The sequence below is a fragment of the Bradyrhizobium lablabi genome (genome assembly GCF_001440475.1).
Classification (GTDB): Bacteria; Pseudomonadota; Alphaproteobacteria; order Rhizobiales; family Xanthobacteraceae; genus Bradyrhizobium; species Bradyrhizobium lablabi.
The window spans coordinates 117,599-143,230 of sequence record NZ_LLYB01000046.1 but is presented as its reverse complement, the minus strand read 5'-3'; the positions used below and the strand labels follow the sequence as shown (position 1 = coordinate 143,230).

General features: G+C 63.5%; 24 protein-coding genes and 1 pseudogene. 14 read left to right on the top strand and 11 right to left on the bottom strand.

Going from position 1 to position 25,632, the window contains the following annotated elements; genetic code table 11:
- Positions 1–138: 138 nt before the first annotated feature.
- Positions 139–477, bottom strand: a complete 339-nt coding sequence (locus CQ14_RS06260) for a hypothetical protein (RefSeq protein ID WP_057857048.1) — start codon at positions 475–477, stop codon at positions 139–141.
- 280 nt (positions 478–757) lie between these two features.
- On the opposite strand from CQ14_RS06260, the gene CQ14_RS06255 reads away from it, so the two are divergent.
- On the top strand, positions 758–1,375 hold the full coding sequence (locus CQ14_RS06255; RefSeq protein ID WP_057857047.1) for a ParB-like protein: 618 nt from the start codon (positions 758–760) through the stop codon (positions 1,373–1,375).
- Positions 1,376–1,385: 10 nt separating this feature from the next.
- Here CQ14_RS06255 and CQ14_RS06250 read toward each other — a convergent pair whose 3' ends face one another.
- The 3 genes from CQ14_RS06250 to CQ14_RS06240 form a co-directional block, all read right to left on the bottom strand.
- Positions 1,386–1,880, bottom strand: coding sequence for an MgtC/SapB family protein (locus CQ14_RS06250; protein WP_057857046.1), 495 nt, complete (start codon positions 1,878–1,880; stop codon positions 1,386–1,388).
- An 18-nt stretch (positions 1,881–1,898) separates the two neighbouring features.
- The gene (locus tag CQ14_RS06245) at positions 1,899–2,483 is read right to left on the bottom strand and encodes a peroxidase-related enzyme (RefSeq protein ID WP_057857045.1); all 585 of its coding nucleotides are present in this window, start codon (positions 2,481–2,483) and stop codon (positions 1,899–1,901) included.
- A gap of 111 nt (positions 2,484–2,594) precedes the next feature.
- Complete coding sequence (locus tag CQ14_RS06240) at positions 2,595–4,337, bottom strand: ATP-binding protein (RefSeq protein ID WP_156434712.1); 1,743 nt, start codon at positions 4,335–4,337, stop codon at positions 2,595–2,597.
- 586 nt (positions 4,338–4,923) lie between these two features.
- On the opposite strand from CQ14_RS06240, the pseudogene CQ14_RS06235 reads away from it, so the two are divergent.
- Together CQ14_RS06235 and CQ14_RS06230 are read left to right on the top strand one after the other, a co-directional pair.
- Positions 4,924–6,693 (top strand): annotated as a pseudogene (locus CQ14_RS06235) (putative bifunctional diguanylate cyclase/phosphodiesterase); the annotation flags it as partial.
- 82 nt (positions 6,694–6,775) lie between these two features.
- The gene (locus tag CQ14_RS06230) at positions 6,776–8,038 is read left to right on the top strand and encodes an MFS transporter (RefSeq protein ID WP_057857225.1); all 1,263 of its coding nucleotides are present in this window, start codon (positions 6,776–6,778) and stop codon (positions 8,036–8,038) included.
- A gap of 28 nt (positions 8,039–8,066) precedes the next feature.
- On the opposite strand, the gene CQ14_RS06225 is transcribed toward CQ14_RS06230, so the two are convergent.
- Positions 8,067–9,044 (bottom strand): tripartite tricarboxylate transporter substrate binding protein, encoded by a 978-nt coding sequence (locus tag CQ14_RS06225; protein WP_057857043.1) that lies wholly within the window; start codon positions 9,042–9,044, stop codon positions 8,067–8,069.
- Positions 9,045–9,101: 57 nt separating this feature from the next.
- Complete coding sequence (locus CQ14_RS06220; RefSeq protein ID WP_245320217.1) at positions 9,102–9,902, bottom strand: transporter substrate-binding domain-containing protein; 801 nt, start codon at positions 9,900–9,902, stop codon at positions 9,102–9,104.
- Positions 9,903–10,004: 102 nt separating this feature from the next.
- Here CQ14_RS06220 and CQ14_RS06215 point away from each other — a divergent pair, with 102 nt between their 5' ends.
- From CQ14_RS06215 to CQ14_RS06170, 10 genes are all read left to right on the top strand, one after another.
- Positions 10,005–10,730: a TetR/AcrR family transcriptional regulator gene (locus CQ14_RS06215; protein ID WP_082649725.1), complete on the top strand. Its 726-nt coding sequence runs from the start codon at positions 10,005–10,007 to the stop codon at positions 10,728–10,730.
- Between the two features lie 29 nt (positions 10,731–10,759).
- Positions 10,760–11,629, top strand: a complete 870-nt coding sequence (locus CQ14_RS06210; protein WP_057857041.1) for an amidohydrolase family protein — start codon at positions 10,760–10,762, stop codon at positions 11,627–11,629.
- A gap of 13 nt (positions 11,630–11,642) precedes the next feature.
- Positions 11,643–12,647 (top strand): Bug family tripartite tricarboxylate transporter substrate binding protein, encoded by a 1,005-nt coding sequence (locus CQ14_RS06205; protein ID WP_057857040.1) that lies wholly within the window; start codon positions 11,643–11,645, stop codon positions 12,645–12,647.
- A 55-nt stretch (positions 12,648–12,702) separates the two neighbouring features.
- Complete coding sequence (locus tag CQ14_RS06200; RefSeq protein WP_057857039.1) at positions 12,703–13,428, top strand: PIG-L deacetylase family protein; 726 nt, start codon at positions 12,703–12,705, stop codon at positions 13,426–13,428.
- On the top strand, positions 13,425–14,117 hold the full coding sequence (locus tag CQ14_RS06195) for a 4-carboxy-4-hydroxy-2-oxoadipate aldolase/oxaloacetate decarboxylase (RefSeq protein WP_057857038.1): 693 nt from the start codon (positions 13,425–13,427) through the stop codon (positions 14,115–14,117). Before CQ14_RS06200 ends, CQ14_RS06195 begins: the two co-directional genes overlap by 4 nt.
- 7 nt (positions 14,118–14,124) lie before the next feature.
- On the top strand, positions 14,125–14,970 hold the full coding sequence (locus CQ14_RS06190) for a substrate-binding domain-containing protein (protein ID WP_057857224.1): 846 nt from the start codon (positions 14,125–14,127) through the stop codon (positions 14,968–14,970).
- Between the two features lie 129 nt (positions 14,971–15,099).
- Positions 15,100–16,050: a catechol 2,3-dioxygenase gene (locus tag CQ14_RS06185; RefSeq protein ID WP_057857037.1), complete on the top strand. Its 951-nt coding sequence runs from the start codon at positions 15,100–15,102 to the stop codon at positions 16,048–16,050.
- Between the two features lie 206 nt (positions 16,051–16,256).
- On the top strand, positions 16,257–17,330 hold the full coding sequence (locus tag CQ14_RS06180; protein ID WP_057857036.1) for a DUF3616 domain-containing protein: 1,074 nt from the start codon (positions 16,257–16,259) through the stop codon (positions 17,328–17,330).
- 248 nt (positions 17,331–17,578) lie between these two features.
- Positions 17,579–18,082, top strand: a complete 504-nt coding sequence (locus CQ14_RS06175; protein WP_156434711.1) for a lysozyme family protein — start codon at positions 17,579–17,581, stop codon at positions 18,080–18,082.
- Between the two features lie 134 nt (positions 18,083–18,216).
- A complete protein-coding gene (locus CQ14_RS06170; RefSeq protein WP_057857034.1) occupies positions 18,217–19,431 on the top strand; it encodes a cytochrome P450 in 1,215 nt (404 codons plus the stop codon).
- Between the two features lie 28 nt (positions 19,432–19,459).
- On the opposite strand, the gene CQ14_RS06165 is transcribed toward CQ14_RS06170, so the two are convergent.
- The 5 genes from CQ14_RS06165 to CQ14_RS06145 are packed head-to-tail and all read right to left on the bottom strand — an operon-like array spanning position 19,460 to position 24,514.
- Positions 19,460–20,284 (bottom strand): phosphodiesterase, encoded by an 825-nt coding sequence (locus CQ14_RS06165; RefSeq protein WP_057857033.1) that lies wholly within the window; start codon positions 20,282–20,284, stop codon positions 19,460–19,462.
- A complete protein-coding gene (locus CQ14_RS06160) occupies positions 20,281–21,564 on the bottom strand; it encodes an ABC transporter substrate-binding protein (RefSeq protein WP_057857032.1) in 1,284 nt (427 codons plus the stop codon). Before CQ14_RS06160 ends, CQ14_RS06165 begins: the two co-directional genes overlap by 4 nt.
- A 31-nt stretch (positions 21,565–21,595) precedes the next feature.
- Positions 21,596–22,432, bottom strand: a complete 837-nt coding sequence (locus CQ14_RS06155) for a carbohydrate ABC transporter permease (protein WP_057857031.1) — start codon at positions 22,430–22,432, stop codon at positions 21,596–21,598.
- Entirely contained in the window at positions 22,429–23,370 is a 942-nt protein-coding gene (locus CQ14_RS06150; protein ID WP_057857030.1) for a carbohydrate ABC transporter permease, read from the bottom strand. Before CQ14_RS06150 ends, CQ14_RS06155 begins: the two co-directional genes overlap by 4 nt.
- On the bottom strand, positions 23,363–24,514 hold the full coding sequence (locus CQ14_RS06145) for an ABC transporter ATP-binding protein (protein WP_057857029.1): 1,152 nt from the start codon (positions 24,512–24,514) through the stop codon (positions 23,363–23,365). The genes CQ14_RS06150 and CQ14_RS06145 overlap by 8 nt, the downstream gene beginning before the upstream one ends.
- A 190-nt stretch (positions 24,515–24,704) precedes the next feature.
- Here CQ14_RS06145 and CQ14_RS06140 point away from each other — a divergent pair, with 190 nt between their 5' ends.
- Positions 24,705–25,613: a LysR family transcriptional regulator gene (locus CQ14_RS06140; protein WP_245320216.1), complete on the top strand. Its 909-nt coding sequence runs from the start codon at positions 24,705–24,707 to the stop codon at positions 25,611–25,613.
- The last annotated feature ends 19 nt before the right edge of the window (positions 25,614–25,632 follow it).

The following is a 25,632-nucleotide window of genomic DNA, read 5'->3' as shown; positions in this document are numbered from 1 at the left end:
GCCTTGTGCGCAATTGCGCACTGGGGCGGGTGATCCAGTATTCCAGAGACACCAATGATCGAATCGATAAGCCGCGGCGTACTGGATACCCGCCTTCGCGAGTATGACAGCCGGTTTCGTTGCGGCTACCGTGCTTCACTATCCCAGCGGCGTCACCGAAATCCCTGCGCAGTCGCGGCGGCCCATCAGCACGCAATCCTGGGTCTTGCGGAGATCGGCGATGCTGACCGCGAGCCAGATGCCGATCGCGGTCAGCGCCACGGTGAAGGCGAAGGCGGCGACATTGGCGAGCATGCGGTGGCGGAAATCGTCGCCCTCGTCGTGCGGCCGCTCATAGCGGGAAAGGTCGTTCGCCGCCGGCTGCGCCTTCGCTGGCTCGGGTTCATCCCGGCGGCCGGGCGGATGGGCGGAGGTGCGCGGCCGGAACTTGAGCACGACATGCTCTTCGTCCGAGCTAATGGGCCGCTGGGTTTTCACTGCCGTCGATCCGCGAGAAATCAGACTGTCCTTCTAGCACGGAGGCCGAGCTTCCAACATGAAATGTTTCGGCGTGGCAGCCATCCGTCCGCGCAACGTTTGATGGAACCTGCCGCCCTTGATCGGAGGCCCCGGCGGTCTTTCGGGCTTTCCGGACGACCGCGGCTTGCGCAAATTGGGACGCTCGGGCCCGTTGGTGGGCTCGCACCATCACGGCATAGTGAATCAGCGGGGCAGTTTTGCCGGTTAGAGCAAGAAGATTGACGCAGAGGGGCTAGCCATGGCCAATACGCGCGACCCGATCCTCAAGCCGATCCCGATCCGGTCATTGCGTCCGACCCAGATGACGGTCGGCATGCGGGAGGTGAAGGAAAAGCGCAAGCGCTGGCGGGAGCACAAGTCCGACAAGAAACGCGCCGAGCTGCTCGGCAAGCACATGATCCCCGTCGTGCTTGGGCCGGACGAGCGCCACTACGTCGTCGACCATCATCATCTGGCGCGTGCACTGCATGATGAGGGCGTCGAGCATGTGCTGGTGACGGTCATCGGCGATCTCACCATGGTCGAACGCGACGCGTTCTGGACCGTGATGGATCACAAGCGATGGGCCTACCCCTATGACGCCAAGGGCGAGCGCCGGCACTACCGGGATCTTCCGAAATCGGTGTCCGGGCTCAAGGACGATCCGTTCCGCAGCCTCGCCGGGGAATTGCGCCGTGTCGGCGGTTTTGCAAAGGACGTCACTCCGTTCAGCGAATTTTTGTGGGCGGATTTCCTGCGCCGGAAAATCTCCCGCAAAAGCGTGGAGGAGGATTTCTCCAAGGCGATGGAGAAGGCGCTCGACTGTGCGAAGAGCAAGGACGCGGTCTATCTGCCGGGCTGGTCCGGACCGGACTAGGGTCGCGGCGCTACGTCGGCTGCTTGTCCGACGAAGCGGCGGAAGGAGGTTGCTTTGCGGCTTCGTCCTCTCCGCCAAGCTTCTGGTGCAACCAGCGTTCCATCCGGCCGCCAATGGTCAGGATCGCGAAGGTGATAACCAGTGCCACGGCGACCAGCCGCCATTGTCCGAGGCCGCAGACAATTCCGATGCAGGCCGCGAGCCACGTGCAGGCGGCGCTGGTGAGCCCGCGAACCCTGAAATGACGTCCGGCGTGGACGATGACCCCGGCGCCGAGGAAACCGATCCCGGTCAAAATTCCCTGGATCACCCGGCTGCCGGCGTCCGAGACGATCTTGACGTCGTCCGAATGGACCATCACCAGCAGCATGGCGGTCGCCAGACTGACCAGCCCCAAGGTCTTCAATCCGATCGGCTTGCCGTGCAGATCGCGGTTGAGGCCGATCAGGCCGCCGGCGAGCGCGGCGATGCCGAGACGCAATATGATTTCGGTCCAGTCCAGCAACGCGGACAACCTCCGGGATCAACCCTGCTTCGGCAGCCGGCCCATCATGTAGAACTCGTCGTTCGGCCGCATCGCGGTGACGTTGGCCAGCCGGTTCGACAGCGCGAAGAAGGCCGAAATCGCCGCGATGTCCCAGATATCGTCCTCGGAAAAGCCGTGGCTGGCGATTTCGGCAAAATCGGCCTCCGACACTTCGTTCGCCGCCCGGCTCACCTTCATGGCGAAGTCGAGCATGGCGCGCTGGCGCGGCGTGATGTCGGCCTTACGGTAGTTGACCGCGATCTGGTCGGCAATCTGCGGGTTCTTGGCCCGGATGCGCAGGATCGCGCCATGCGCGATCACGCAGTAGTGACACTGGTTGGCGCTGCTCGTCGCCACCACGATCATCTCGCGCTCGGCCTTGGTCAGCCCGCTGTCCTTCTCCATCAGCGCGTCATGATAGGCAAAGAAGGCGCGAAATTCGTCCGGACGGTAGGCCAGCGTCAGGAAGACGTTCGGCACGAAGCCGGACTTCTCCTGCACGGCAAGAATCCGGGTGCGGATATCCTCCGGCAGCTTGTCGATGGCGGGCGGCTGAAATCGCGGGGCGGCAGGCTTGGTCATGCAAGGGTTCCGGCTCAGGGCCGCGGGATGCGGCGTTGCCGGAACCATATCGCGTTTCGCGGCGAGGTGGATACCGCCGCGCGCGGAAGAATCGCGCGAGGCTATGGCGCCTCAGCGCAGCGGCTTTTTCAAGAGCGAGAAGCGGTCGGGATCGAGCCCCATCGAGGGCTGCAGCATCGGCGCTTCCACCGGCGTCATGATGCGGGCGGCGGGCCGCTCGCCGTTGACCGAGGGATCGTTCGGCACGTCGCGGTTGGAGGTGGCGCCGCGCCAGCGGTCCAGCACGGCGGAGACAAAGTGCATGTCATGGCCGGCGGCGACTGACGGCACGGAAGCGATGGTGGCTTCGCTGCGCGGCAACTGGTGGACCGGCACCTCCTTGAAGCGCAGGCGCGTCGGCAGCGCCACGCCTTCGCCGAAGGCCAGCACCTCGCGGGTGCCGAGCGAAGGCACGAAGGACAGCAGGTTCGCGGCGGCGTCGGAGACCGCCGAGCGCAGCAGCGCCTGGTCGCGGTCGTTGGCAAGGCGCATCGCAAACAGCGTATTGCACTGGGAGATGATGGTGGCGTCGAGTTCGGCCGGACGCTGGGTGACGAGGCCGAGAAAGACGCCGTATTTGCGGCCCTCCTTGGCGATGCGCGAGACGGCTTTCCGGGTCGGGCCGAAACCGATGTTGCGGTCGGCCGAGGCGTAGCGGTGCGCCTCTTCGCAGACGAACAGCAGCGGCGACACGCCGTCGCTCCACAGGCCGAAATCGAAGGCCATGCGGCACAGCACCGATACCACGGAATCGACGACTTCGGCCGGGAAGCCGGCGAGCTGCATGATGGTCATCGGCCGGCCATTGGCCGGCAGGCGGAACAGATGGCTGATCACCTCCGCCATGGTATCGCCGCCGACATTGGCGTTGTCGAACATGAAGGCGTAGCGCGGATCGTTGCGCACGGTTTCGATGCGCGAAATCAGCTTGTGATAGATGATGCGCGAGGAGCGGTTCTCCAGCTTGCCCATCCGCTCGTCGATCAGCGAGATCAGGTCGACCAGCCGGTACGGCACCGGCGTATCCACCGTATAGCCGCCGGATTTCGGGTCGACGCGCTTCAGCCCGAGCCGGTCGGAATTCTGATACTGGGTGTAGAGGCCCTTCGCCATCGGGATGACCTCGGCGAGAACGTCGAGCTCTTCGGGTACGCCGGGCCGGCCACCGAACAGCACGTCGACGATCTCTTCGAAGTTGAACAGCCAGAACGGCAGTTTCAGATTGCGCGGGTTGAGCACCAGCGCGCGGTCGCCGAAGCAGCGGCCATATTCGTTGTGCACGTCGAGCAGGAAGACCCGCAGGTTCGGCCGCGCTTGCAGGATCTCGTTGAGCAGCAGCGACACGCTGGTCGATTTACCGACGCCGGTGGAGCCGAGCACGGCGAAGTGCTTGGAGAGCATTTCCTCGACGTCGACATAGGCGATCACCGAGCGGTCCTGCTGCAGGGTGCCGACATTGATCTGGTCCGAACCGCTCGGCGCATAGACGGTGCGAAGGTCCTGGGCCGTGATGAGATCGACGGCATCGCCGATCGTCGGATAGTTGGTGACGCCACGCTGGAACTTGGGACGCTCGCCGCCGGAAATCTCGCCGAGCAGGTCGACCGACGCACTGGCGATATAGTTGTCGGAGCTCGGCAGATCCTCGCAGGATACCTCGGTGAGCATCGCGACGATCGTGGACTGGTTGCAGCGGATGCTGACGAAGCGGCCGACGGTGGCGCGGACTTCGGAGACGGGCATCTGGCTCGTCGCCAGAAGTCCGACCCGGGCGAGCGAGCCGCGCACGGAAATGACACGTCCGAAGGATGTCACGGTGTTGAACCTGGATCTCTAGAATTGGGGTCTGATTTCCATTATGGGCGGCGCCAAATAGCGAAACGGTTAAACCGGCGCATTTCCGTATCAGCTAAATCTGCGGCATCTCGGTCAGGATTCGTTTTCGCAGCGGAGCTCCGTCAGCGCTGACGGATGCGAGTTGTGCCGGAAAACAAGGGCTTTCTTGCATTTTCGGTCGCGCGCGACGCATGCTCTGAATTAATCGTTCATTTACCACTTCGTACGAGAGCCGCGGCCCGTGAGCCGCCTCCCGATAACCTCTTGATTTGGGATTGCCGATCGGGGCCGACGCGTGCGCGAGGTAACCGATTGCTAACTGCAAGTTGTAACGCGACTTCCATCAGTACGGCGCAACAATGCCGCGGGGCACGCGATTTTGCGGTCTGAGTTCCATTGCAGGGACTCCCATCGCATTCCAAAGGCATGTCGGGTGAGCAACCAGGGCGGTCATCAAATATCAGGCGGTTCGGCCGGTTTCGCGCTGGGAAGCGGAACGGTCAAACTTCTCGTGGTGTGCGGAATCCTGCTCGCGGTGGTTATTGCGGCCGATCCGGCGGCGTGGAGTCTTCGCGAACGGGCGCTGCTTGCGCTCGTCGCGGTTTTGTCCGTGATCGCCGGGCTCTTGGTGAGGCGTGATCGCCTGACCGATCAGCGGCTGGCGGCCGAGCGGCGTCAGCTCTCGATTGCCGTGAACAACATCCCGCAAGGCCTTGTTCTCTATGATGCATCCGCGCGGATCATCATTTGCAACGAGCCCTATCTCGATATGTTCGGTTTGTCGCCTGACGTAGCCAAGCCCGGCTGCACCATGCAGCGGCTGATTGCGCACCGGAAGGAAACCGGATCGTTCGACGGCGATGTCGATGAATTCTGCAACGCGATCATCAAGACGGTGAGGCTCGGCAGGGCCACGCGCCAGCTCACGCAGGCTCCGGGCGGCCGGGCGATCGAGATCATCAACCGGCCGCTGAAGGCCGGCGGGTGGGTGGCCACCATCGAAGACATCACCGAGCGCACGCGCGCCGAGGAGAAGATCGCGCATCTGGCGCATTATGACGGGCTGACCGAGCTGCCGAACCGGCTTCTGTTCCGCGAGCGGCTGGAACAATCGCTCAAGGCGATCCAGCCGGGCGAGCAACTGGCCGTGCTCTATATCGACATCGACGAGTTCAAGAGCGTCAATGACGCGCTCGGCCACGCGGTGGGCGACGAGTTGCTCAAGGGCGTCGCGGAGCGCCTGCGCACTTGCCTGAAGGAAAGTGATGTGGCGGCCCGGCTCGGCGGCGATGAGTTCACCGTCATCCAAACCGGTATCAAGGACCGGTCGGAAACCACGCGGCTCGTTGACGAAATCTATTCGGCGATCAGGCAGCCGCTTGATTGCACGGGGCATCTGATCACCACCGATGCCAGCATCGGTATCGCGCTTGCCCCCGGCGACGGGGTGGAGCTCGACCAGTTGTTGAGGAATGCGGACCTCGCGCTCTACGGCGCCAAGGGCGACGGACGGCGGACCTACCGCTTCTTCGAGGCCGGCATGGATCAGCGCGCCAAGGCGCGGCGCAGCCTGGAGCTCGAGCTGCGCCAGGCGATCAGTGACGGCAGCCTCGAGACTCATTACCAGCCGGTCGTTAATATCGAGGACGGCAAGATCTCATCCTGCGAGGCGCTGCTGCGCTGGCGCCATCCCGAACGCGGCATGATCTCGCCGGCGGAATTCATTCCGATCGCGGAAGAGAGCGGCCTCATCAACGAACTCGGGCAATGGGTACTCAACGCGGCCTGCGCCGAGGCCGCCACGTGGCCGGACCACGTCCGCGTCGCGGTCAACGTTTCGCCGGTGCAGTTCAGGAGCCAGTCGCTGGCGCTGAACGTGGCGGCAGCGCTGGCGGCCTCCGGCCTGCCTGCCAGCAGGCTCGAACTCGAAATCACGGAGGCCGTACTCATTCGCGACGACGCGGCGCTGGATGCGCTGCACCAGTTGCGCAAGCTTGGCGTGCGGATCGCGCTCGACGATTTCGGCACCGGCTATTCCTCGCTCAGCTATCTGCAGCGATTCCCGTTCGACAAGATCAAGATCGACCGCTCCTTCGTCCGGGATATCGCAGGCCCCGGCGCTTCCTCGTCGATCGTCCAGGCCGTGGTGAATATCGCCGCCGCCAGCGACATGATGACGACGGCGGAGGGTGTTGAAACCGAGCAGCAGAGGAACCTGCTGTACATCCTCGGCTGCAACGAGATGCAGGGCTATCTGTTCAGCCCCGCGATACCCGCCGTGGAGGTGAGGCGGCTGTTGCTGACGCATAGCGGACGAGCGATGTCGGCTGCTTGAAACGCCGTCCCCGGCTTGCTATCCAGTTCTGCATAATAAGAAACAGGGCAGGGTGAACCGCGATGAATCGCGACAACGCATCTTGAGCGAGCCAGCGCGGCCTTCGGCGCTCGCACCATTTCGTGTCAGGAACTACCGTTTTCAGTGGCCCGCCGATCTGCTCACCTCGTGGGCGTTCGAGATGGAGACGCTCATTCTCGGCTGGTACGTGCTGGTCGAGACCGGCTCGGTGCTGTTGCTCACTCTGTTCGCTTCGCTCGGCTATATCGGTACGCTGGTGGCGCCGATGTTCGGCGTCGTCGGCGACCGGATCGGTCACCGCGATCTCCTGGGCATGATGCGCGCGACCTACGCGGTGCTGGCGGCCGCGCTGATGACGCTGGCGCTGTCGGGCCATCTCGCGCCGCTCTATGTCTTCATCATCGCGGCTGTGATGGGCATCGTTCGCCCATCGGACCTCGGCGTGCGCAGCGCGCTGGTCGCGACCATCATGCCGCATGGCCAGTTGATCGGGGCGATCAGCATCTCGCGCACCACGATGGACACCGCGCGCATCGCCGGCGCGTTGAGCGGCGCCGCATTGTTTGCCGCACTCGGCATGGGCCCGGCCTATGTGGCGATCGTCTGCCTCTATCTTACCGCAACCGCGCTGACGCTGTGCATCATGGCGCCGGCCAGGAAACCGAATCCGGCGGGCGAGGCCGCCGCCGAGGCGTTGCAGCGCTCGCCGCTGCGCGACCTCAAGGAGGGCGTGGCCTATTGCTGGACCACGCCGCGGATGCAGGCCGCGCTCTGGGTGGCGTTTTTGGCCAACCTGACTGCCTATCCGCTCTCCAACGGCCTGCTGCCCTATATCGCCAAGACGATCTACGGCACCAACCAGACCGGGCTTGGATATCTGTCGGCGAGTTTTGCGATCGGCTCGCTGGTCGGCTCGATCCTGCTGAGCCTGTTCGGCGGCATCCGCGTGGCGCGGCTGATGATCGGCGCGACCGTCATCTGGTACGTGACCCTGCTGGTGTTTGTGCAGATGCAGACGGTGCCGACCGCGATCGTATGTCTGGTGGTCGCGGGCTTCTCGCAAAGCCTCGCCATGATCTCGATCGCCGTCATCCTGATGCGGACCGCGAGCGAGAATTTTCGCGGCCGGGTCATGGGCGTGCGCATGATGGTGATCTACGGTCTGCCGATCGGCCTGCTGGCCGCCGGCAGCCTGATCGACGAGATCGGATTTGCGGCGACCGGCACACTCTACGTGGCGGCCGGACTCACCTTGATGCTGGCGATCGCGCTGCATTGGCGGGCCGATCTGTGGCACGTGCACGCACCGGCGAACGCGCGGTGATCTGACCCGCGCATTCGGCGCGGCCATCTCACTGCATCTTGATATTCGCCTCTTTCAGCACCGGCTCCCACTTCGCCGCTTCGGCGCGCATGAAGGCGTCGAAATCCTTCGGTGAATTCCCGACCGGCGTGGCGCCCATTTTTTCCAGCGCGGTGAGCACGACCGGATCTTTCAGCGCGGTGGCAAGATCGGCGTGGATTTTTGCGACCAGCTCGGGCGCCATGCCTGCGGGGCCGAGAAAGCCCCACCAGACCGAGGCGTCATAGCCGGGTACGCCAGCTTCCGCGATCGTGGGAACATCGGGCAACGCCTTCGAGCGCTGGGCCGTCGTTACCGCAAGTGCGCGCACCGCATTGCCTTCGAGCTGGCCGACGACTTCCGGCAGCGGATTGACGCTCATCGGAATCTCGCCGGCAATGACGGCGGTGAGGGCAGGGGCGCCGCCCTTGTAGGGGATCGCCTGTATCTTGACTTTGCCCATGTAGTTGAGCAACTCGCCGGCGAGATGGGCCGAGGTGCCGTTGCCGGACATGCCGTAAGACAGCGTTTCAGGCTTTTCGCGCGCGGTCGCCAGCAGCTCCTGCAGATTCTTCACCGGACTGTTTTTGGACACCACGATTGCGAGCGGCGAATAGGCGATCTCGCTGATGGCGGTGAAGTCCTTGAAGGTGTCGTAGGGCAGTTTCGGATAGAAGAACTGGTTCAGCGGATGGCCGCTGGCGACCAGGATCAGCGTGTAGCCGTCCGGCGCCGATTGCGTGAGTGCCTGCGATGCGATGATCCCGCCGGCGCCCGGACGATTTTCGACGACCGGCTGCTGGCCCCAGGTCTTCGACAGCGATTGCCCGAGCGTGCGCGCCAGGACGTCGACCGCGCCGCCGGCGGCGTAGGGCACCAGGATGCGCACCGGCTTGGTCGGGAACGTTTCCGCATGGCCAGTCGTACCGGCGAGTGAAACGAGGGCGGCGGAGACGATCGTGCGGATAATTGTTCTTCGTGAAATCATGAGAAAAGGTCCTCGTTGCTGGATATCGTTTGAGAATTCACGTGCCACGTCGCATCGCTATTCCGCAGGCGAGGTCGTGGCGCCGCGCAATCCGGCGCGCGAGATGGCGGCGCCGACCACGCCTTCCGACTTCATCTCGTTCGTGAACTGGCGGATGAAAGCCATTGCCTGTTCGCGCCCTTTGGGGATGGCGATGGCGTGCCGCTCGATCCCCCAGCGTCCCTCGAGCACTTTCGAGCCCGGCAATTTCTCCGCCATCTCGAACAGCGTGGCCTTGTTGGTCGCATAGGCATGGATCGCGCCGGCCGACAGCATCTCGATTGCGATGTCGAACGTGGCGGCGCGGACGATCTCGGAATGCTTGAAGTCGCGCGAAAGGGTGGCGTCCGAGGAACTGCCCGCGGTCACGCCGATGCGCAGTCCCGGCGAATCTATTTCTGCCGGCGTTGTCAGCGTGGATTCGCGAGAGACGAGATAGCCGAGTTCGATTTCGAGAAAGGCCGGGCCGAAATCCATATCCCGCGCCCGCACCGCGGTCGCATTGGTGAAGGCGACATCGACCTCTCCGTTTTTGACCGCGGCGAGGACGTCGGCATTTTTCGCAAACACGACCGGCTCATAGGGAACGCCGAGCCGCCGCGCGAGCTCCTTGCCGAGATCGTGGCCGACGCCGCGCGGTTCGCCCGAGCCGGCGTCCGGCAGGATCGAGGTCGGCGTGCCCGGATAGAGTCCGGCCCGCAACGCGCCTGACGGCGCCAGGATCAGGCGCGTTTCGAGGTCGGCGTCGGTGGCAAGGCCGGCGCCGTGCCAGGCCAGTGCGCCGGCACCGATCAGAAACGCAACGATGATCCGGCGCATCCGGCCGCTCTCCCTTGTCATTCCCGGCCCGTTCAGATGTTTGTTGACCAGACCTGATATTTTGTACAAACGTACAAAAGTCGAGAGCGGAAAGCAAATGCCATGACGCGAAATCCCAACATGCGGGAAGCCATCCTGAGTGCGGCCGAATTGCTGTTCTCGACCAAGGGCTTCAATGCCGTGTCGATCCGCGACATCGCGCTGGAGGCGGGCGCCAATCCGGGCAGCATCACCTATCATTTCAAGAGCAAGGACGGGCTGCTGCTCGAAATCTACAAGCGCCATTGCGGCCCGATGAACAAGCGCCGCATCGAGCTATTGGTGGCGGCGCAGCGCGTGCGCGACGTGCAGGACCGGCTTGAGGCGATCGTGCGGGCCTATGTGCAGCCGGCGTTTTCATCCTCGACCGATCTTGCCGGCGGCGGGGCGCGGTTCACGCGGCTGCGCGCCGTGATGTCGGCCGAAGGCAACGCCGTGGTGGGCCGCATCATCGCGGAAATCTTCGACGACACCACGCATGCCTTCATCGACGCCATCGGCGAAAGCCTGCCGCATCTGCCGCGGACGACGATCGTGTGGCGGTCGCAGTTCCTGCTCGGCGCGCTCTATTACACCCTCGTCAATCCGGAGCGGGTGACGCGGCTCTCCCACGGCGAGGCCGACGGCGCCGATATGGCGGAAGCGATCGAGCAACTCGTCTCGGCGACAGTGGCTTCGTTGCAGGCATCCGATGTTGATCACATTGACGGCGCGTCTCACCGGAACAAGTCAATTCAACCGCGCGCCGTCGGCGCCGCCCGCAAGCGGAAAGAAAATCCGGCCGACTAAGTATCGCGCCAAGCACTGCAGAAAGCACGATGAACAAGCCCACGATTCCCGGACCCGATCCCGATACGCGAACGCCGAAATTCAAGCTGCCGGCGCTGGCGTGCGACGCCCACACCCACATCTTCGGCCCCGGCGACAAATACCCTTACGCACCCGGACGGCCCTATACGCCGCCCGACGCGCCGCTCGGGGATTTCCAGGCGCTGCACAAGAAGCTCGGGATCGGCCGCGCCGTCATCGTCAATGCCAGCGTGCACGGCACCGACAACCGCGTGGCGCTCGACGCCATTGCCGTGAGCAACGGGACCTTTCGCGCGGTGGCCAATATCGACGACACCATCACCGAGCGCGGCCTTCGCGAGTTGCATGAGGGCGGCTTCCGTGGCTGCCGCTTCAATTTCGTGCGCCATCTCGGCGGGGTGCCGGACATGGGCGCCTTCCATCGCATCGTCGCGATGGTCGCGCCGCTTAACTGGCATATCGACCTGCATTTCGACGCGATCGACCTGCCTGAATATGCCGAGATGCTCGCAAAGTTGCCGGTGCGCTACACCATCGATCACATGGGACGCGTCAAGGCGGCTGACGGTCTCGATCAGCTTCCGTTCCGGACGCTGATCGACCTGATGAAGCGGGACGAGAAGTGTTGGGTCAAGGTGTGCGGCTGTGAGCGCGTCTCGTCTGGCGGACCGCCGTTTCATGACGCGGTGCCGTTCGCGCGCCGTATCGTCGAGACCGCGCCGGACCGGGTGATCTGGGGGACCGACTGGCCGCATCCGAATGTCAAGGTGATGCCCAACGACGGTGATCTGGTCGATCTGATCCCGCTGTTTGCGCCGGAACCGGAGCTGCAGCAGAAGATCCTGGTCGATAATCCGGCGCGGCTGTTCGAGTTCTAGGGGAGCGCGGGCGATGGCGGACGAGCGCAAGCGATACAGGATAAGCCGGCGCGGCATGTCCTTCGCCGGTATCGCTGCCTTGCTGGCCGCGTTGCTCCTTCCGCAAATCGCGTACGCGCAAAACTATCCGAGCAAGCCGGTGCGGCTGATCCTGCCCTTCGGCGCGGGCGGGGTGGCCGACGTCACCGCGCGGCTCGTTACCGAGCGCCTCGGCGAGAAGCTTGGGCAGCGCTTCGTCATCGAGAACATGCCGGGCGCGGGTGGCATCAACGCGGCGCGCGCGGTGCTGTCCTCGCCCGCGGACGGCTATACGCTGGCGCTGTTCAGCAACGGCACCGCGATCTCCGTGTCGCTGTTCAAGAACCTGACGTTCAACCCGGTGACCGATTTCGTGCCGGTTTCGAGCATGGGCTATTTCGACTTCATCTTCACCACCCAGGCGGGCTCGCCCTATCCGACGCTGGCGGAATTCATCAAGGCGGCGAAGCAGAAGCCCGGCGCGCTCAATGTCGGCACCATTAATGTCGGATCGACCCAGAACCTCGCCGCGCAATTATTCAAATCGACCGCCGGCGTCGACGTCACCATCGTGCCGTTCCGCAGCTCGCCGGATGTGCTGATCGCGCTGTTGCGCGGCGACATCCAGATGGCGATCGAGAACTACAGCGCGGTGCAGTCGCATATTGCGGACAAGGCGGCGGTTGCCGTGGCGTCCTCGGGGCCTGTCCGCACCACGTTTTTGTCCGACGTGCCGACGGTGAAGGAGGCGGGCGGCGGCGATTTCGAGGCGCGGTCCTGGAATGCGATCTTTGCGCCCAAGGGTACGCCGCCGGAGGTGGTCAGGACGCTCAACGCCGCGCTGCGCGAGGTGCTCGACATGCCCGACCTGAAGAAGCGTGCGCTTGAGCTTGGTATCGAGGCCAAGGCCAGTTCGCCCGAGGAAATACTGTCGCGCCTGAAGAGCGACATCGACAAATGGGCTGAGGTGATCGAGCGGGCAGGAATTGCCAAACAATAGTCGCGCCGCCGGCGCGGCCGGTAACGCGTAACAAGCCAAGAAGGGAATCCCGATCATGAGCAATGCTGGCAAAACGGGCCTTGTGGTCACGGCGCATCCCGGCGATTTCGTCTGGCGCGCGGGCGGGGCGATCGCGCTGCATGTGAAGAAAGGCTATCGCGTCAAGATCGCCTGCCTGTCGTTCGGCGAGCGCGGCGAAAGCCAGTTCGCCTGGAAGGAGGCGGGTGCGACGATGGAGAAGGTGAAGGCCGGAAGGCGCGACGAGGCGCAGCGCGCCGCCGAGATGCTCGGCGCGGAAATCGAATTTTTCGATGCCGGCGACTATCCGCTGCGGCTGACGGAGGCGCATTTCGACCGTATGGTCGATATCTACCGCGAGCTCAATCCGTCCTTCGTGCTGACCCACGCGCTGGAGGACCCCTACAATTTCGATCACCCGAACGCGGCGCACTTTGCCCAGGAAACCCGCGTGGTCGCGCAGGCGATGGGCCACAAGCCCGGCGCCAAATATACCTATTCCGCGCCGCCGGTATTCCTGTTCGAGCCGCACCAGCCGGAGATGTGCAATTTCAAGCCGCAGGTGATCCTCAACATCGACGAGGTCTGGGACATCAAGCGCAAGACGTTCGAGATCCTCGCCGCGCAAAAGCACCTTTGGGCTTACTATGAGCGGGTCGCGTTGCAGCGGGGCGTGCAGGGCGGCCGCAATACCGGCAAGCCGATGACCTATGGCGAGGCCTATCAGCGGCTGTTCCCGATGGCGTTGGAGGAACTGGCATGAAGACCGTCGTCGTCCGCAACATCAAGCGAACCGAGCCTGAACTCGTGAAACGGCTCGGCGCACTCGGCGTCGCCACCGCGCACGAGGCCTATGGCCGCTTCGGGCTGATGAAGCCGTATCTGCGCCCCGTATGGAGCGGGGCCGAAGCCGCCGGCACCGCCGTGACCGTGCTGGCGCAGCCCGGCGACAACTGGATGATCCATGTGGCGGTCGAGCAGTGCCAGCCCGGCGACATCCTGGTGGTCGGCTGCACCACCGACAACACCGACGGCATGTTCGGTGATCTGCTGGCGACCTCTCTGATGGCGCGCGGCGTCAAGGGGCTTATCATCGATGCCGGCGTCCGCGACGCCAAATCTCTTCGTGAAATGGGCTTCCCGGTGTGGTCGAAGGCCATCTCGGCGAAGGGTACGGTGAAGGCGACACTGGGCGCGGTCAACGTCCCCGTGGTCTGCGCCGGCATCAATGTCAAGCCGGGCGATGCGGTCGTTGCCGATGACGACGGTGTCGTGGTCATCGGGCGCAAGGACGCGGCGGATGTCGCTGCCAAGGGCGAAAAGCGCGTCGCCGACGAAGACGGCAAGCGCCAGAAGCTCGCGGCCGGTGTGCTCGGCCTCGACATGTACAACATGCGCGAGCCGCTGGCGAAGGCGGGTCTCGTCTATGTCGACGAACTGGAGGAGGACTGAGGTGACGATGCGCCTGCGCACCTTGCTCGGCGACCATCCAGGCACGGCCGCGCTAAAGAACGGATCGATCAGGTCCGATCTGGTCGCGTTCGATTTCGCGCAGTATTCGCCGACCAACAAGGGTTTCAAGCCGATGGTCCGCGAAGGCGCATTCGACGTCTCGGAGATGGCGATCGTCACCTATCTGATGGCAAGGTCGTTCGGCAAACCGATGGTGCTGCTGCCGGACGTCGTGCTGGCAAGGTTTCAGCATGGCCATGCGCTCTACAATACGAGGGCAGGAAAGCTCACGCCAGGCGACCTCAGGGGAAAGCGCGTCGGTATTCGCTCCTTCACCACCACGACCGGCGCCTGGCTGCGCGGCATTCTCGCCAATGATTACGGCGTTGATCTCGATTCGATCGAGTGGGTGACGTTCGAGGATGCCCATGTCGCTGAGTTCGTAGATGTGACCAAGCGGGCGCCTGCGGGAAAACAGATCGTCCAGATGCTAAGCGATGGCGAACTCGATGCCGTGCTCGGCGAAAAATCCGATCATCCGGATCTGAAGCCGCTGTTTGCCGATGTCGATGCGGAAGAGAAAGCCTGGTTCGACCGGCACGGGGTGGTGCCGATCAACCATATGGTGGTGGTGAGTCGGGCGATGTCCGAGCAGCATCCCGACGCGGTGCAGGAGATCCATCGCCTGCTCGGCGAATCCGCCGCCGCTTCGCCGGCCGCGCCGCGTTTCAGCCGTGACGAAATGCAACGGTCGCTGCAACTGATTATCGATTATTCCGCGCAGCAAAAACTCATTCCGCGCGCATTCGCGGTGAGTGAACTGTTCGACGATGTAACGCGGTCGCTCTCGTAGCCATCCGCACGGCTGTCATCATCCGCGAAGGATCCAGCACGCCGCGGCGCTTCGGTTTGTTTTCGATAGCACGGCGTACTGGATACCCGCCTTCGCGGGGTATGGCGAACTAGATGAGGAGCAACGTAAATGACATCAGAGCCGATCTTCGATCTCGCCCATCTCGGCCATATGGAATTGCTGACGCCGAAGCCGGATGAGAGCCTGAAATTCTTCGTCGACGTCATGGGCATGACCGTCAGCGGCCAGAAGGGTGAATCGGTCTACCTGCGCGGCTGGGACGATTACGAGCGCTATTCGCTCAAGCTGACGGCCGCTAAGACGTCAGGCATGGAACACATGGCGCTGCGCGCCCGTAGCCCGCAGGCGCTGGAGCGTCGCGTCGCCGCGCTGAAGGGCTCCGGCTTCGACATCGGCTGGACCGATGGCGACATGGGGCAGGGACCAACATTCCGCTGCCGCGACCCCGACGGCCATATCGTCGAGCTCTATTACGAAACCGAATGGTATCAGGCGCCGCCGGAATTGAAGCCTGCGCTGAAGAACCAGGCGCAGCGGTTTCCGGCGCGCGGCGTCAATGTCCGCCGGCTCGATCATCTCAATTGCCTTGCGGTGGACATCAAGGCCAACCGTCTCTTCTTCGAGAATTATCTGGGCCTGCGCACCACCGAGCAGATCGTGCTCAACGACGGCACGGAAGCGGCGATGTGGATGACGATGTCGAACAAGAGCTACGACTTCGCCTACACCCGCGATCATTACGGCAAGGCCGGCCGCTTCCACCACGTCACCTACGCCCTCGACAGCCGCGAGGAAATCCTGCGCGCCGCCGATATCTTCCTGGAAAACGGCGTTCACATCGAAACCGGCCCGCACAAGCATGCGATCCAGCAGACCTTCTTCCTTTATGTCTACGACCCCGGTGGCAACCGCGTCGAAGTCGCCAACGCTGGCGCCCGCCTGATCCTCGCGCCTGACTGGAAGCCGATCGTCTGGACCGAGGAGGAGCGCAGGAAGGGCCAGGCGTGGGGGCTGAAGACGATCGAGTCGTTCCACACCCACGGGACGCCGCCGGTGTGAGGCGGTGGCTTATCGCGTGGCAAACCTTCGCCGATGTGACGAAATTCATACATTGCGTGGCCAAAGACAAGTTAGCTTCCGGTCTGAGCGATAAATTGCCGCCCGGATGGCGCCTCGAATGCATGTGTCATTTGCATCGTCGGGTTTGAGACGTCTGCGATGCAGGTGCAGTCTGGTCGCTTTACAGGTCATTGGGGAGATGACGCATGGCCAAGTCCATCCCTGCATTGCGCTTGCTGGTCATCGCCACCCTGTCCACGCTCACGACTTCCTTCTCGGCGGCGGCACAGGACGCGGGCCAGATCACCACATATCGCGGCGCCTGCGACGGATCGGCCGCGGTTGCGCTCGATCAGAATTTTTTTACCGTAGCGGACGATGACAGCAATGTCCTCAACGTCTACCGCATGGGACAAGCGGCCGCCGTTCAGGAACTCGACCTGAATGCGTTCCTCGAAGCGCCGACGAAGAAGAAACCCGGACCGGATGGCAAACCGGTTTTCAAGGAAGCCGACCTTGAGGGGGCGGCACGTATCGGCGATCGCATCTACTGGATCGCTTCGCACGCCCGCGATTCCAAGGGCGAGGCCGAGCCCGGCCGGTCGCGCCTGTTTGCGACACGCATCGTGTCGCAGGCGGACGGGCCTCGGCTGGAGCCGATCGGATCCGGCGCCTACAAGGATTTGCGGGAGGCTATGTTCGATGATGCGAAGCTGAAGAAAAAGCTGAAGCCTTTCAAACTTTCCGACGCCTATGCGCCCGGCGAGGAGGAGGGGCCAGCTCCGGAATCGAAGAACGGCTTCAACATCGAGGGCCTCGCGGCGACGCCGGACGGCCGGCTCCTGATCGGATTTCGCAACCCGCGTCCCGGCAACAAGGCCTTGGTGATTTCGCTCGATAATCCGGCCGAGGTCGTGGACGCGGGCAAGACGCCTGTTTTCGGCAATCCGTGGCAACTCGGCAAGCTTGAAGGGCGCGGCATCCGGAGCATCGAATGGATCAACAACACCTACGTCATCGTCGCGGGACCGCACGGCGACGCCGAGGATTCCGATATCGAGCCGCCATTCGCCCTGTTCACCTGGAGTGGCAAGGAAAGCGACACCGAGCCGGTCGCGATGAAGGTCAAGCTCCCGGACGATTTTACAGCCGAAGCGGTGTTCGCGATTCCGGGCAGCTCAGACATGATGCTGTTGTCCGACAACGGAACCAAAAAGTGCAAGGACGCGGACAAGTCTCAGAAATCGTTTCGGGCCCTGACCTTGCCGGCGCCGAAATGACGCCGTGCCGCCGTCATGGCAGTGCGCGTACCCGGCGAAGCGGCGGCATCTGCACGCCTACCCCCGAGGCTGAGCCTGGTTGGATCATCTTCGCGTCGGCTGAAGTCGGGAGCTGAGGGAGGCGGCTCTCGATCAACAGCGCGAGAGATGTCCGTAGCAAGGCGCTGTAGGTTGTAATTGTATTTCAATTTTCATCACGGAAGGATTGATCAATGGGCAAGGCATTAAAATCGGGTGCGAGCGTGCCCATGAAGGACAGGCCGGACATACTGGTGGCGCTGAACGGCGTGGCGGATTCGCAAGGCGTCGATCCGGCCGCAATCGCGGCCATCATTCATACGGAGTCCGTTTGGGACAGCAAGAATGTCACGGGCTCCTACATCGGGCTGACGCAGGTCGGCCCTGAATTGCCGAGAAAACTCAAGCTGACCAGGAAGGAATTCCTGAACTTGTCGACGGCAAAGCAGATCGAGGCGTATGACACCTGGCTCGAGCTCTACAAATTCAAGAAGCAGATGAAGGATCACGACATCAAGGTTCTCGTTCTGCCGTTGGCGCGTCAGGCCGCCCTGCTGCAGGCCATGCAATTCGCGCCGAACGCCAAGAAGTGGAAGTCTGCCTTGTCAAAAGGCGACCTGACGGTTCGCTCCACACCCAGTCGCCAGGCGAAGGTGCTGGGCGATACCTCGATCGGCGATATGGAAGGCTATTACGCCGGCTTCTTCAAGAAGCGGCCGCCGGTTTACGCCTGACCACGGTTATCAGAGACGGCAAGATCATTGATCGCGAAAAATGACGGCGAGGATGATCGAAAGCCCGAGCCTTGCGGCTTCACTGTCGCGCACCATCTTGATCAGGTGGCGGGGCGGCGGCGTGGAATGGCGCGATGGCACAGCATGTGGACTTCGATTTCACCAGCGAGGCGTTTTTTCGTGACCCGCAGGCCGGCGTCGCGCAACTGCGCGCGGTCGGCCCTGCCGTTTTCACGCGATTTCCGATCATCGGCCGCGTCTGGATCACCACGACCTATGAGGCGGCAGCGCGCGTGCTGAAGGACAGCGCGACGTTTACGCTGCGCAAGGAGGGCGGGGCGCTGGTCGGACTGCCCTGGTGGATGCCGCGCGTCATCGGCACCGTCGCCAACAATATGCTGACGATGGACGAGCCGGATCACACGCGGCTGCGCGACATCGTCGATGAAGCGTTCCGCCGCCGCGCCGTGCTGGACATGGAGCCGCATATCCGTGCCATTGCCGATCACCTCGCCGAGGAATTGTTTGCCGCAGGCAGTCCAGCCGATCTGGTGCAGCGTTATGCGCGGATGCTGCCGCTGGCGGTGATTTGCGAGCTGCTCGGCCTGCCGCCGGCGGACCGGCCGAAATTCATCGCCTGGGCCAATTCGCTGGCGCATCTCACCAATGCATTCAGCTTCCTGCGGTTGATCGGGGGACTGTTCAAAATGCGCCGCTATCTGCAGGAACGGTTGCAGGTGGCGCGCGAGGAGGGAGGCGAGGGACTGATCGCTGAACTGGTGCGCGTCGAGAAGGAGGGCGGACGCATCACGCCGGACGAGATGGTCGCGATGATGTTCCTGCTGCTCAACGCCGGTTCCGAGACCACGACCCATCTGATCAGCGGGTCGGTGTTCGAACTGCTGAAGGATCCGGCCAGGCGCGAATGGCTCGCGGCGGACTGGAGCCGCACAGGCCTTGCGGTGGAGGAATTCCTGCGCTTCGTCTCGCCCGTGCAGTTCTCAAAGCCGCGCTACGTGCGTCACGACGTCGACCTCGAGGGCGTGAAATTAAAGAAGGGCGATCGAGTCATGACGATGCTCGTCGCCGCCAATCTTGACCCGCAGGCAAACGAGCACCCGGAACGGCTCGATCTCGAGCGGCGGCCGAACCGGCATTTGTCGTTCGGCACCGGCATTCATTTCTGCCTCGGCCATCAGCTCGCGCGGATCGAAGCGAGCTGCGCGTTGCAGGCGCTGTTCACGCGCTGGCCCGGCCTGAAGCTGGCGGTCGAGCCGTCACAGATTCATTGGCGGAGACGGCCCGGCATTCGCATGATCGCAGCGTTGCCGGCCGTGGCCGGGGATTGAAGTACGCAGAGAAAGGCGCGGCTGTTCATCAATCGAGCAGACCGTCGAGCGCGGCCTTGTCGTGCAGCGAGAAGCGGGGGCCGGCGTAGAGGAACGAGCATTGGTGGATCACGATCTGTCCGCCCGCTACAGTGACATGCGAATAATCGGGCGGCTCGTGTGAGCCCGGGATGTGGCCCTCGGTTTCCAGATCGAACGCAACCTGATGCGCCAGCGCGCGCTGGATGTGGAAGGGGATGCCGTTCCAGGCACCTGCGATCGGTCGGTGCAGATGGCCCATGAACAGATAGTCCGGCCGGCGCGTCCGCGCGATTACGTCCCATTCCGCCTCGGGGTTGGCGAGGCGGATGGTGTCCATATAGCGCAAGCCGGTGTCGAAGGGCGGATGGTGCTGGAACAGCAGCACCGGCCGGTCGGTCGGCGCGGAGCGCAGCGCCTGCTCCAGGAAGTCGAGGCGATCGGCGCAGAGCAGGCCTTCATGATTGGGCGCGGCCTCGTTCAGCGTATCCAGCGTCACGACCGTCGCCTCATCGAACACCTGCATGGCCTGAACGAACCTGTTGGCATCGCGCTTCACGCCCGGAAAATAGCGCGCAAAGGCGTCGCGCCGGTCGTGATTGCCCATCAGCAGGATGGTCGGTGCGTCGAGGCGGGAGAGCACATCGGCGAGGTTTTCGTAAGCCGCATCCTCGCCCCAATGGGCGAGGTCGCCGGTGACGATGACGAAGGCGATGTCGCGATGCTGACGGTTGATGCAATCGACCGCAGCCGCAAGCCGTTCGGCGGGATCGAGGCCGTAGATCCTGCGGCCGCGCGCGACAAAGTGAGTATCGGTGAGGATGACGAATTTCATCGGACCGCCGTGCCGGTGGTCTTGGGCAGCAGTTTCTGCACATCGGTCGCCATGTCTGCCAGCACCGCATCCGGCTCCTTCGTCCGCGCGCCTGATACGACCGAGTTGAGGTGATCCTTGATCACGTCGGTAATCTTCAGCCCGTTGTCGCCGGGGAAGGCATACCATTTGGTGAGCAGCGCGAGCTGGCTCACGGCGGTGTAGTTGTTCGGGTTGTTGACGTAGAAATCCCTGAGATAGACCTCGTTGGCGACCTTGTTCGGCGGCATGTAGCCGGTGGTCTCGGCCATGATCGCCGCGCCCTTCGGTCCGGTCCAGAATTTCACGACTTCCCAGGCGGCGTCGCGCTTGGCCTTGTCCTTCGACAGGATCAGCACGACATTGCCGCCTGCCGGCAGGCGGCCGTTCGGCGACACCACGTCGGGGAACGTGTGGGTCTTCAGCCCGAACTTGCCGGCGACCATCTGGGTGACCTTGTTGAGGTCGGAGGTCGAGGTGATGTGGAAACCCGTCTTCCCGGCGGCGAAGGCGGCGCGCATCGCCGGCTGATCGAGATTGGGCATGCCGCCCTCGGTGACGAGGCGGGCGAGCATGCGCATGGCGAACTGGCCTTCCGCTGCATTGAACGCGACGCGGGTCTCATCCGCATTGAGCATGGTGCCGCCGCGCGAGAACACCGGCGCCTGCCACAGCCAGTTGCCGGTGATATCCCAGGCGTAGGTGACGCCGTTGATGTCGTTGCCGAGCGCCTTGATCTTCTTCGCCAGCGCGATCAGCTCATCCCAGGTTTTCGGCAGATTGGCGGGATCGCCGCCGGCCTGCTTCACCAGGTCGAGATTGACATAAACGATGGGCAGCGAGATGGCGAAGGGCAGGGCATAGACCTTGCCGCTGGCCGTGCCGATGTCGAACATCGCCTGGTGGAAACCCTGCTTGTCGAAATCCTTTTCGGCCGCGATGTAGTCGTCGAGCTGGGCCGGGATGTTCTTGTCGACGAGAACGCGGATGCGGTTGAGGCCCTGGAAGCTCACATCCGGCATCTGACTGGTGACGGCCTCGCGCAGGACCTTCTGCGTGCCGTCCTCGTAGGACTCGTACGGCGCGCGCATCGTGACCTTGATGTTCGGCTGAACCTTGGCAAATTCCTCCGAGATCTTCTTGTGGGTCTCGGTGAACAGCTCCGGATAGGGATACTGCATGACGATTTCGGTCTGCGTTTGCGCCAGCGACGCACTGGCCACAAGCGACAGCGCGGCTGCCGCGATCCAGGATTTCAGCATTGAAAACTCCCCCTCTGTTTGAGATGACGCGTTACTTGATTCCGGTGAGCGCGATGCCCTCGACAAAGCGGCGCTGGGCGAGCAGGAACGCGACCAGCAGCGGCGCGATGATCACCATCGCAGCCGCCATCAGCGCCCCGTAATTGGTGCCGGCCTCGGCATTGCGGAAATGCGCGACCGCCAGCGGTGGCGTGCGCAGATGCTCGCTGTTGAGCACGATCAGCGGCCAGAAATAGTCATTCCAGTGCGCAACCACGGAGAAGATGCCAAAGGCGGTCACCGCCGGGATCGCGGCCGGCAGCATCACCCGCCAGACGATGCCGAACTCGGAAATGCCATCCATCCGCGCCGCGTCGACGAGATCGTCGGGAACGTTACGAAAGAACTGGCGCATCAGGAAAATGCCGAACACGGAAATGGTGAAGGGCAGCACCAGCGCGGCGTAGCTGTCGAGGACGCCGAGCTTGTGCAGGAGCAGAAACACCGGAATGGCGGTCGCCTGCGGCGGGATCAGGATGCCGAACAACACCAGCGCAAACAACGCGTTGCGGCCGATGAAGCGCAATTTTGCCAGCGCGTAGGCCGCGGGCAGGGCGACGAGTACCTGCAGGACGAAGATCGAGACGGTGACCATCACGCCGTTGAGCAGAAAGCGCCAGAGATTGGCTTTGGCGAACGCTGTCTGCAAATTCTCCCACAGCGCGAATTGGTGCGGAATAAGATGGAGCTCGCTGGAAAACACTTCCGACGGCGGCTTCGACGCCGTGGAGATCATCCAGACAAACGGCAGCAGCATCACGACGGCGCCCGCGACGAGCAGGATGTGGCGGACCACCGACCAGAGCGAGAGTTTCGCAGGCGTCGTCATGCGTATTGCACGCCGCGATCGGCGAGCCTCGATTTGATGAGCGTGAGCAGCAGGATGAAGGTCAGGAACACCACGGTGAGCGCCGCGCCATAGCCTGAGCGGAAGAACTCGAACCCTTCCGTGTACATGCTGTGGATCAGCACCTCGGTGGATTTCGACGGCCCGCCCTTGGTCAATACATGTACGGTGTCGAACACCTGGAAGGAGCGGATGCCCGATATCACGACCACAAAGGTCGTCACCGGCCGCAGCAGCGGCCAGGTCACCAGCCGGAAGCGCGCCCAGGCGCTTGCAGCGCCGTCGATCTCGGCGGCTTCATAGAGCTGTTTCGGGATCGAGACGAGGCCGGCCAGGAACAGCACCATGTTGAAGCCCGCCGCCTGCCATATGCCGATCGCGCACAGCGCGTAGAGCGCGGTGCTGCGGTCCTGCAGCCAGCTCGGGCCGGCAATGCCGATCTCGCGCAGCACGCCGTTCACCAGGCCGAACTGCGGATGCAGCATGAACTCCCACACGACGGCCATCGCGATCAGCGTCGCCATGACCGGCAGGAAGTAGATGGTGCGATAGAGGCTGCGCAGGCTGGTGCCGCTCTGGATCAGCAGCGCAATGGCAAGCCCGGTGGTGACCGCACCGGGCACCACGATGCCGACATAGACAAGCGTGTTGCGCAGCGAGGTCCAGAACACCCTGTCGCCGAACATCTCGTGATAGTTGGCAAGCCCGATCCAGGACAGGCTCGGTGCGCCGAGCTGATAGTCGGTGAACGACAGCGCAATCACGCCGGCCAGCGGGCCGAGCAGCATTATCAGCATCAGCGTCAGCGCCGGCGCCACCAGTCCATAGGGCGTCAACGACAAGCGGCCGCGGCGCTGCGCCGTCGCAGGGACGGGAAGGCGGACGGTTACGCCGCCGATCGTGGCCACGTTGTCAGACAACGGCGCGCTCCCTGATCCGCTCGGGCTGTTCTGCCGTCACGTCGATGCGTTTGCCCGCGCTGTTGAAGGCGCGCACGGCGTCGGCAGCGAAGTTGAAGGAGAGGTGGCTTCCGATATCGGGCAGCCGCCTGACGTCGTTGACACGTGCGACCAGCCGCGCCTCGGTGCCGTTCAGGCCGATATGAACGAAGGCTTCCGCGCCCATGTTCTCGACATGGATGACGGCGCCCGAGAACGGGCCACTGCCAAGCTCGATCCGCTCCGAGCGAACCCCGATGCTGCAATTTCCCGGCGGCTGAGAGCTGGCTAGCCGAAGGACGTGGCCAAAAACCTCGATCCGGCTGTCGTCGCGGATCCGGCCCGGCATCATGTTGATCTTCGGGCTGCCGACGAATTCCGCGACCCTGACGTCGCGAGGGTTATCGTAGATCTCGGCGGGCCTGCCGACCTGCACCAGCTCGCCGCCGATCATCACGGCAAGCCGGCTCGACATCGTCATTGCCTCGGCCTGGTCGTGCGTCACGTAAATGAAGGTGCTTCTCAGGCTGCGATGCAGCTCCGCCAGCTCGGCGCGCATGTGCACGCGCAGTTTGGCGTCGAGGTTGGAAAGCGGCTCGTCGAACAGGAACGCTTCGGGCTGGCGCACCATGGCGCGCCCGACCGCCACGCGCTGGCGTTGACCGCCCGACAATTGTGCGGGCTTGCGCTGCAGCAGATGGGAGATTTCAAGTTGGGCCGCGACCTTATCGATATCGGCGCGAATGATCCGCTCCTCGCGGCGGCGACCGGGCAGCAGCGAACCGAGCAGCGGCAGGCGCTCGACGGTCGACAGGCGGCGCATGCGCAGCGGCACCGCCATGTTGTCGAAGGCGCTCAAATGCGGATAGAGCGCATAGGACTGGAACACCATCGCGAGATTGCGCGCGCTTGGGCGGATGCCATCCACGATGCTGCCGTCGATGGTTACCTGGCCCGCGCTCTGCGGCTCGAGGCCGGCGATGATGCGCAACAGGGTCGACTTGCCGCAGCCTGATGGCCCGACCAGCGAGAGGAAGTCGCCGTTTTCAATGGTGAGATCGATACCCCCCAGCACTTCGGTGGCATCAAACGACTTTCGAATACCGTTGAGCTCAATCCGCGCCATTTCCCGTACCTGTCCCCGTGTGCCGGGCTGCATTGCGTTGCGCACAGGGTTAGGCGGACGGTCTGACAGTCACATAACGTTCAAAGGCCAATCTTATGCTGGACCCAAGAAGTCCTTTTGGCCGTGTTTGAAACGTCGGAACGTCGGCCGCAACCTGGGAATGTGCGCTGTGGCGTTGACCTGGTCCCGCGTGCGCGCGGTCAATGCGGTATTCGAGACCGGCACATTTGCTGCCGCAGCACGCCGGCTAGGGGTTTCGCAGCCGGCGGTGGCCCAGCTCGTGCGCGAGCTGGAGGCTGAATACGAGGTAGCGTTGTTCGACCGCCACGGACACACGCTGATCGCGACGACGCTTTGTCGCAGGCTCTATGCTGCGACCAACAAGGTGCAATCGATCGAAGCCGAAGCGCTCGCGATCCTGCAGCAGCGTGACGAATTGTCGGGCGGCGAGTTGCGCATCGGGCTCGGCAACGCCATGCCCGGCATGTTGCTGATCGCGACCTTTCGAAAGCTGTTCCCGAAGGTCCAGATCAGCATAGAGATCGGCAGCTGGTCGACCATTGTCGGCGCGGTGGTGGACCAGCGGGTCGATGTTGCCGTGCTGCCCGAAGTCCCCGACGACAACCGTTTTCGCCGCGAAGCCTGCATCCAGCAGCGCGTGGTGGCGATGTGCCATCCGGGCTACACGCTGGCCAGCCAGACACCGGTTGCGATTGTAAACCTGATGGAGCACCCGCTGGTGTTTCGCTCCCGCGACTCCTCGGCACAGCGCACGGTCGATAAAGCCTTCCGGCTGGCGGGACTGCGCCCAATGCCTGCGATCGTCGTCAATACGCGGGAAGGCATGCTGGAGGCGGTCGCGAACAAGCTCGGCATAGGCTTCGGCTGGGAGCATGGCTCGAGCCGCGTTGACCGGATCGCGAAGGTCTTGATTGCCGAGATGGAAGCGGAGTCGCCGGAATACATCTTTTCCCTCGCGGGCAAACGGGGGCGGCTGGTCGAGCTGTTCTTTCACGCGCACCGCATGTCGCCCTATGGGGACGCTATCGGCTTCCCTCCCGCAATGGACGGGTCACGCCTCAGCTCTTCATCATCGTGAGGCCGACGACGCAGTTCGC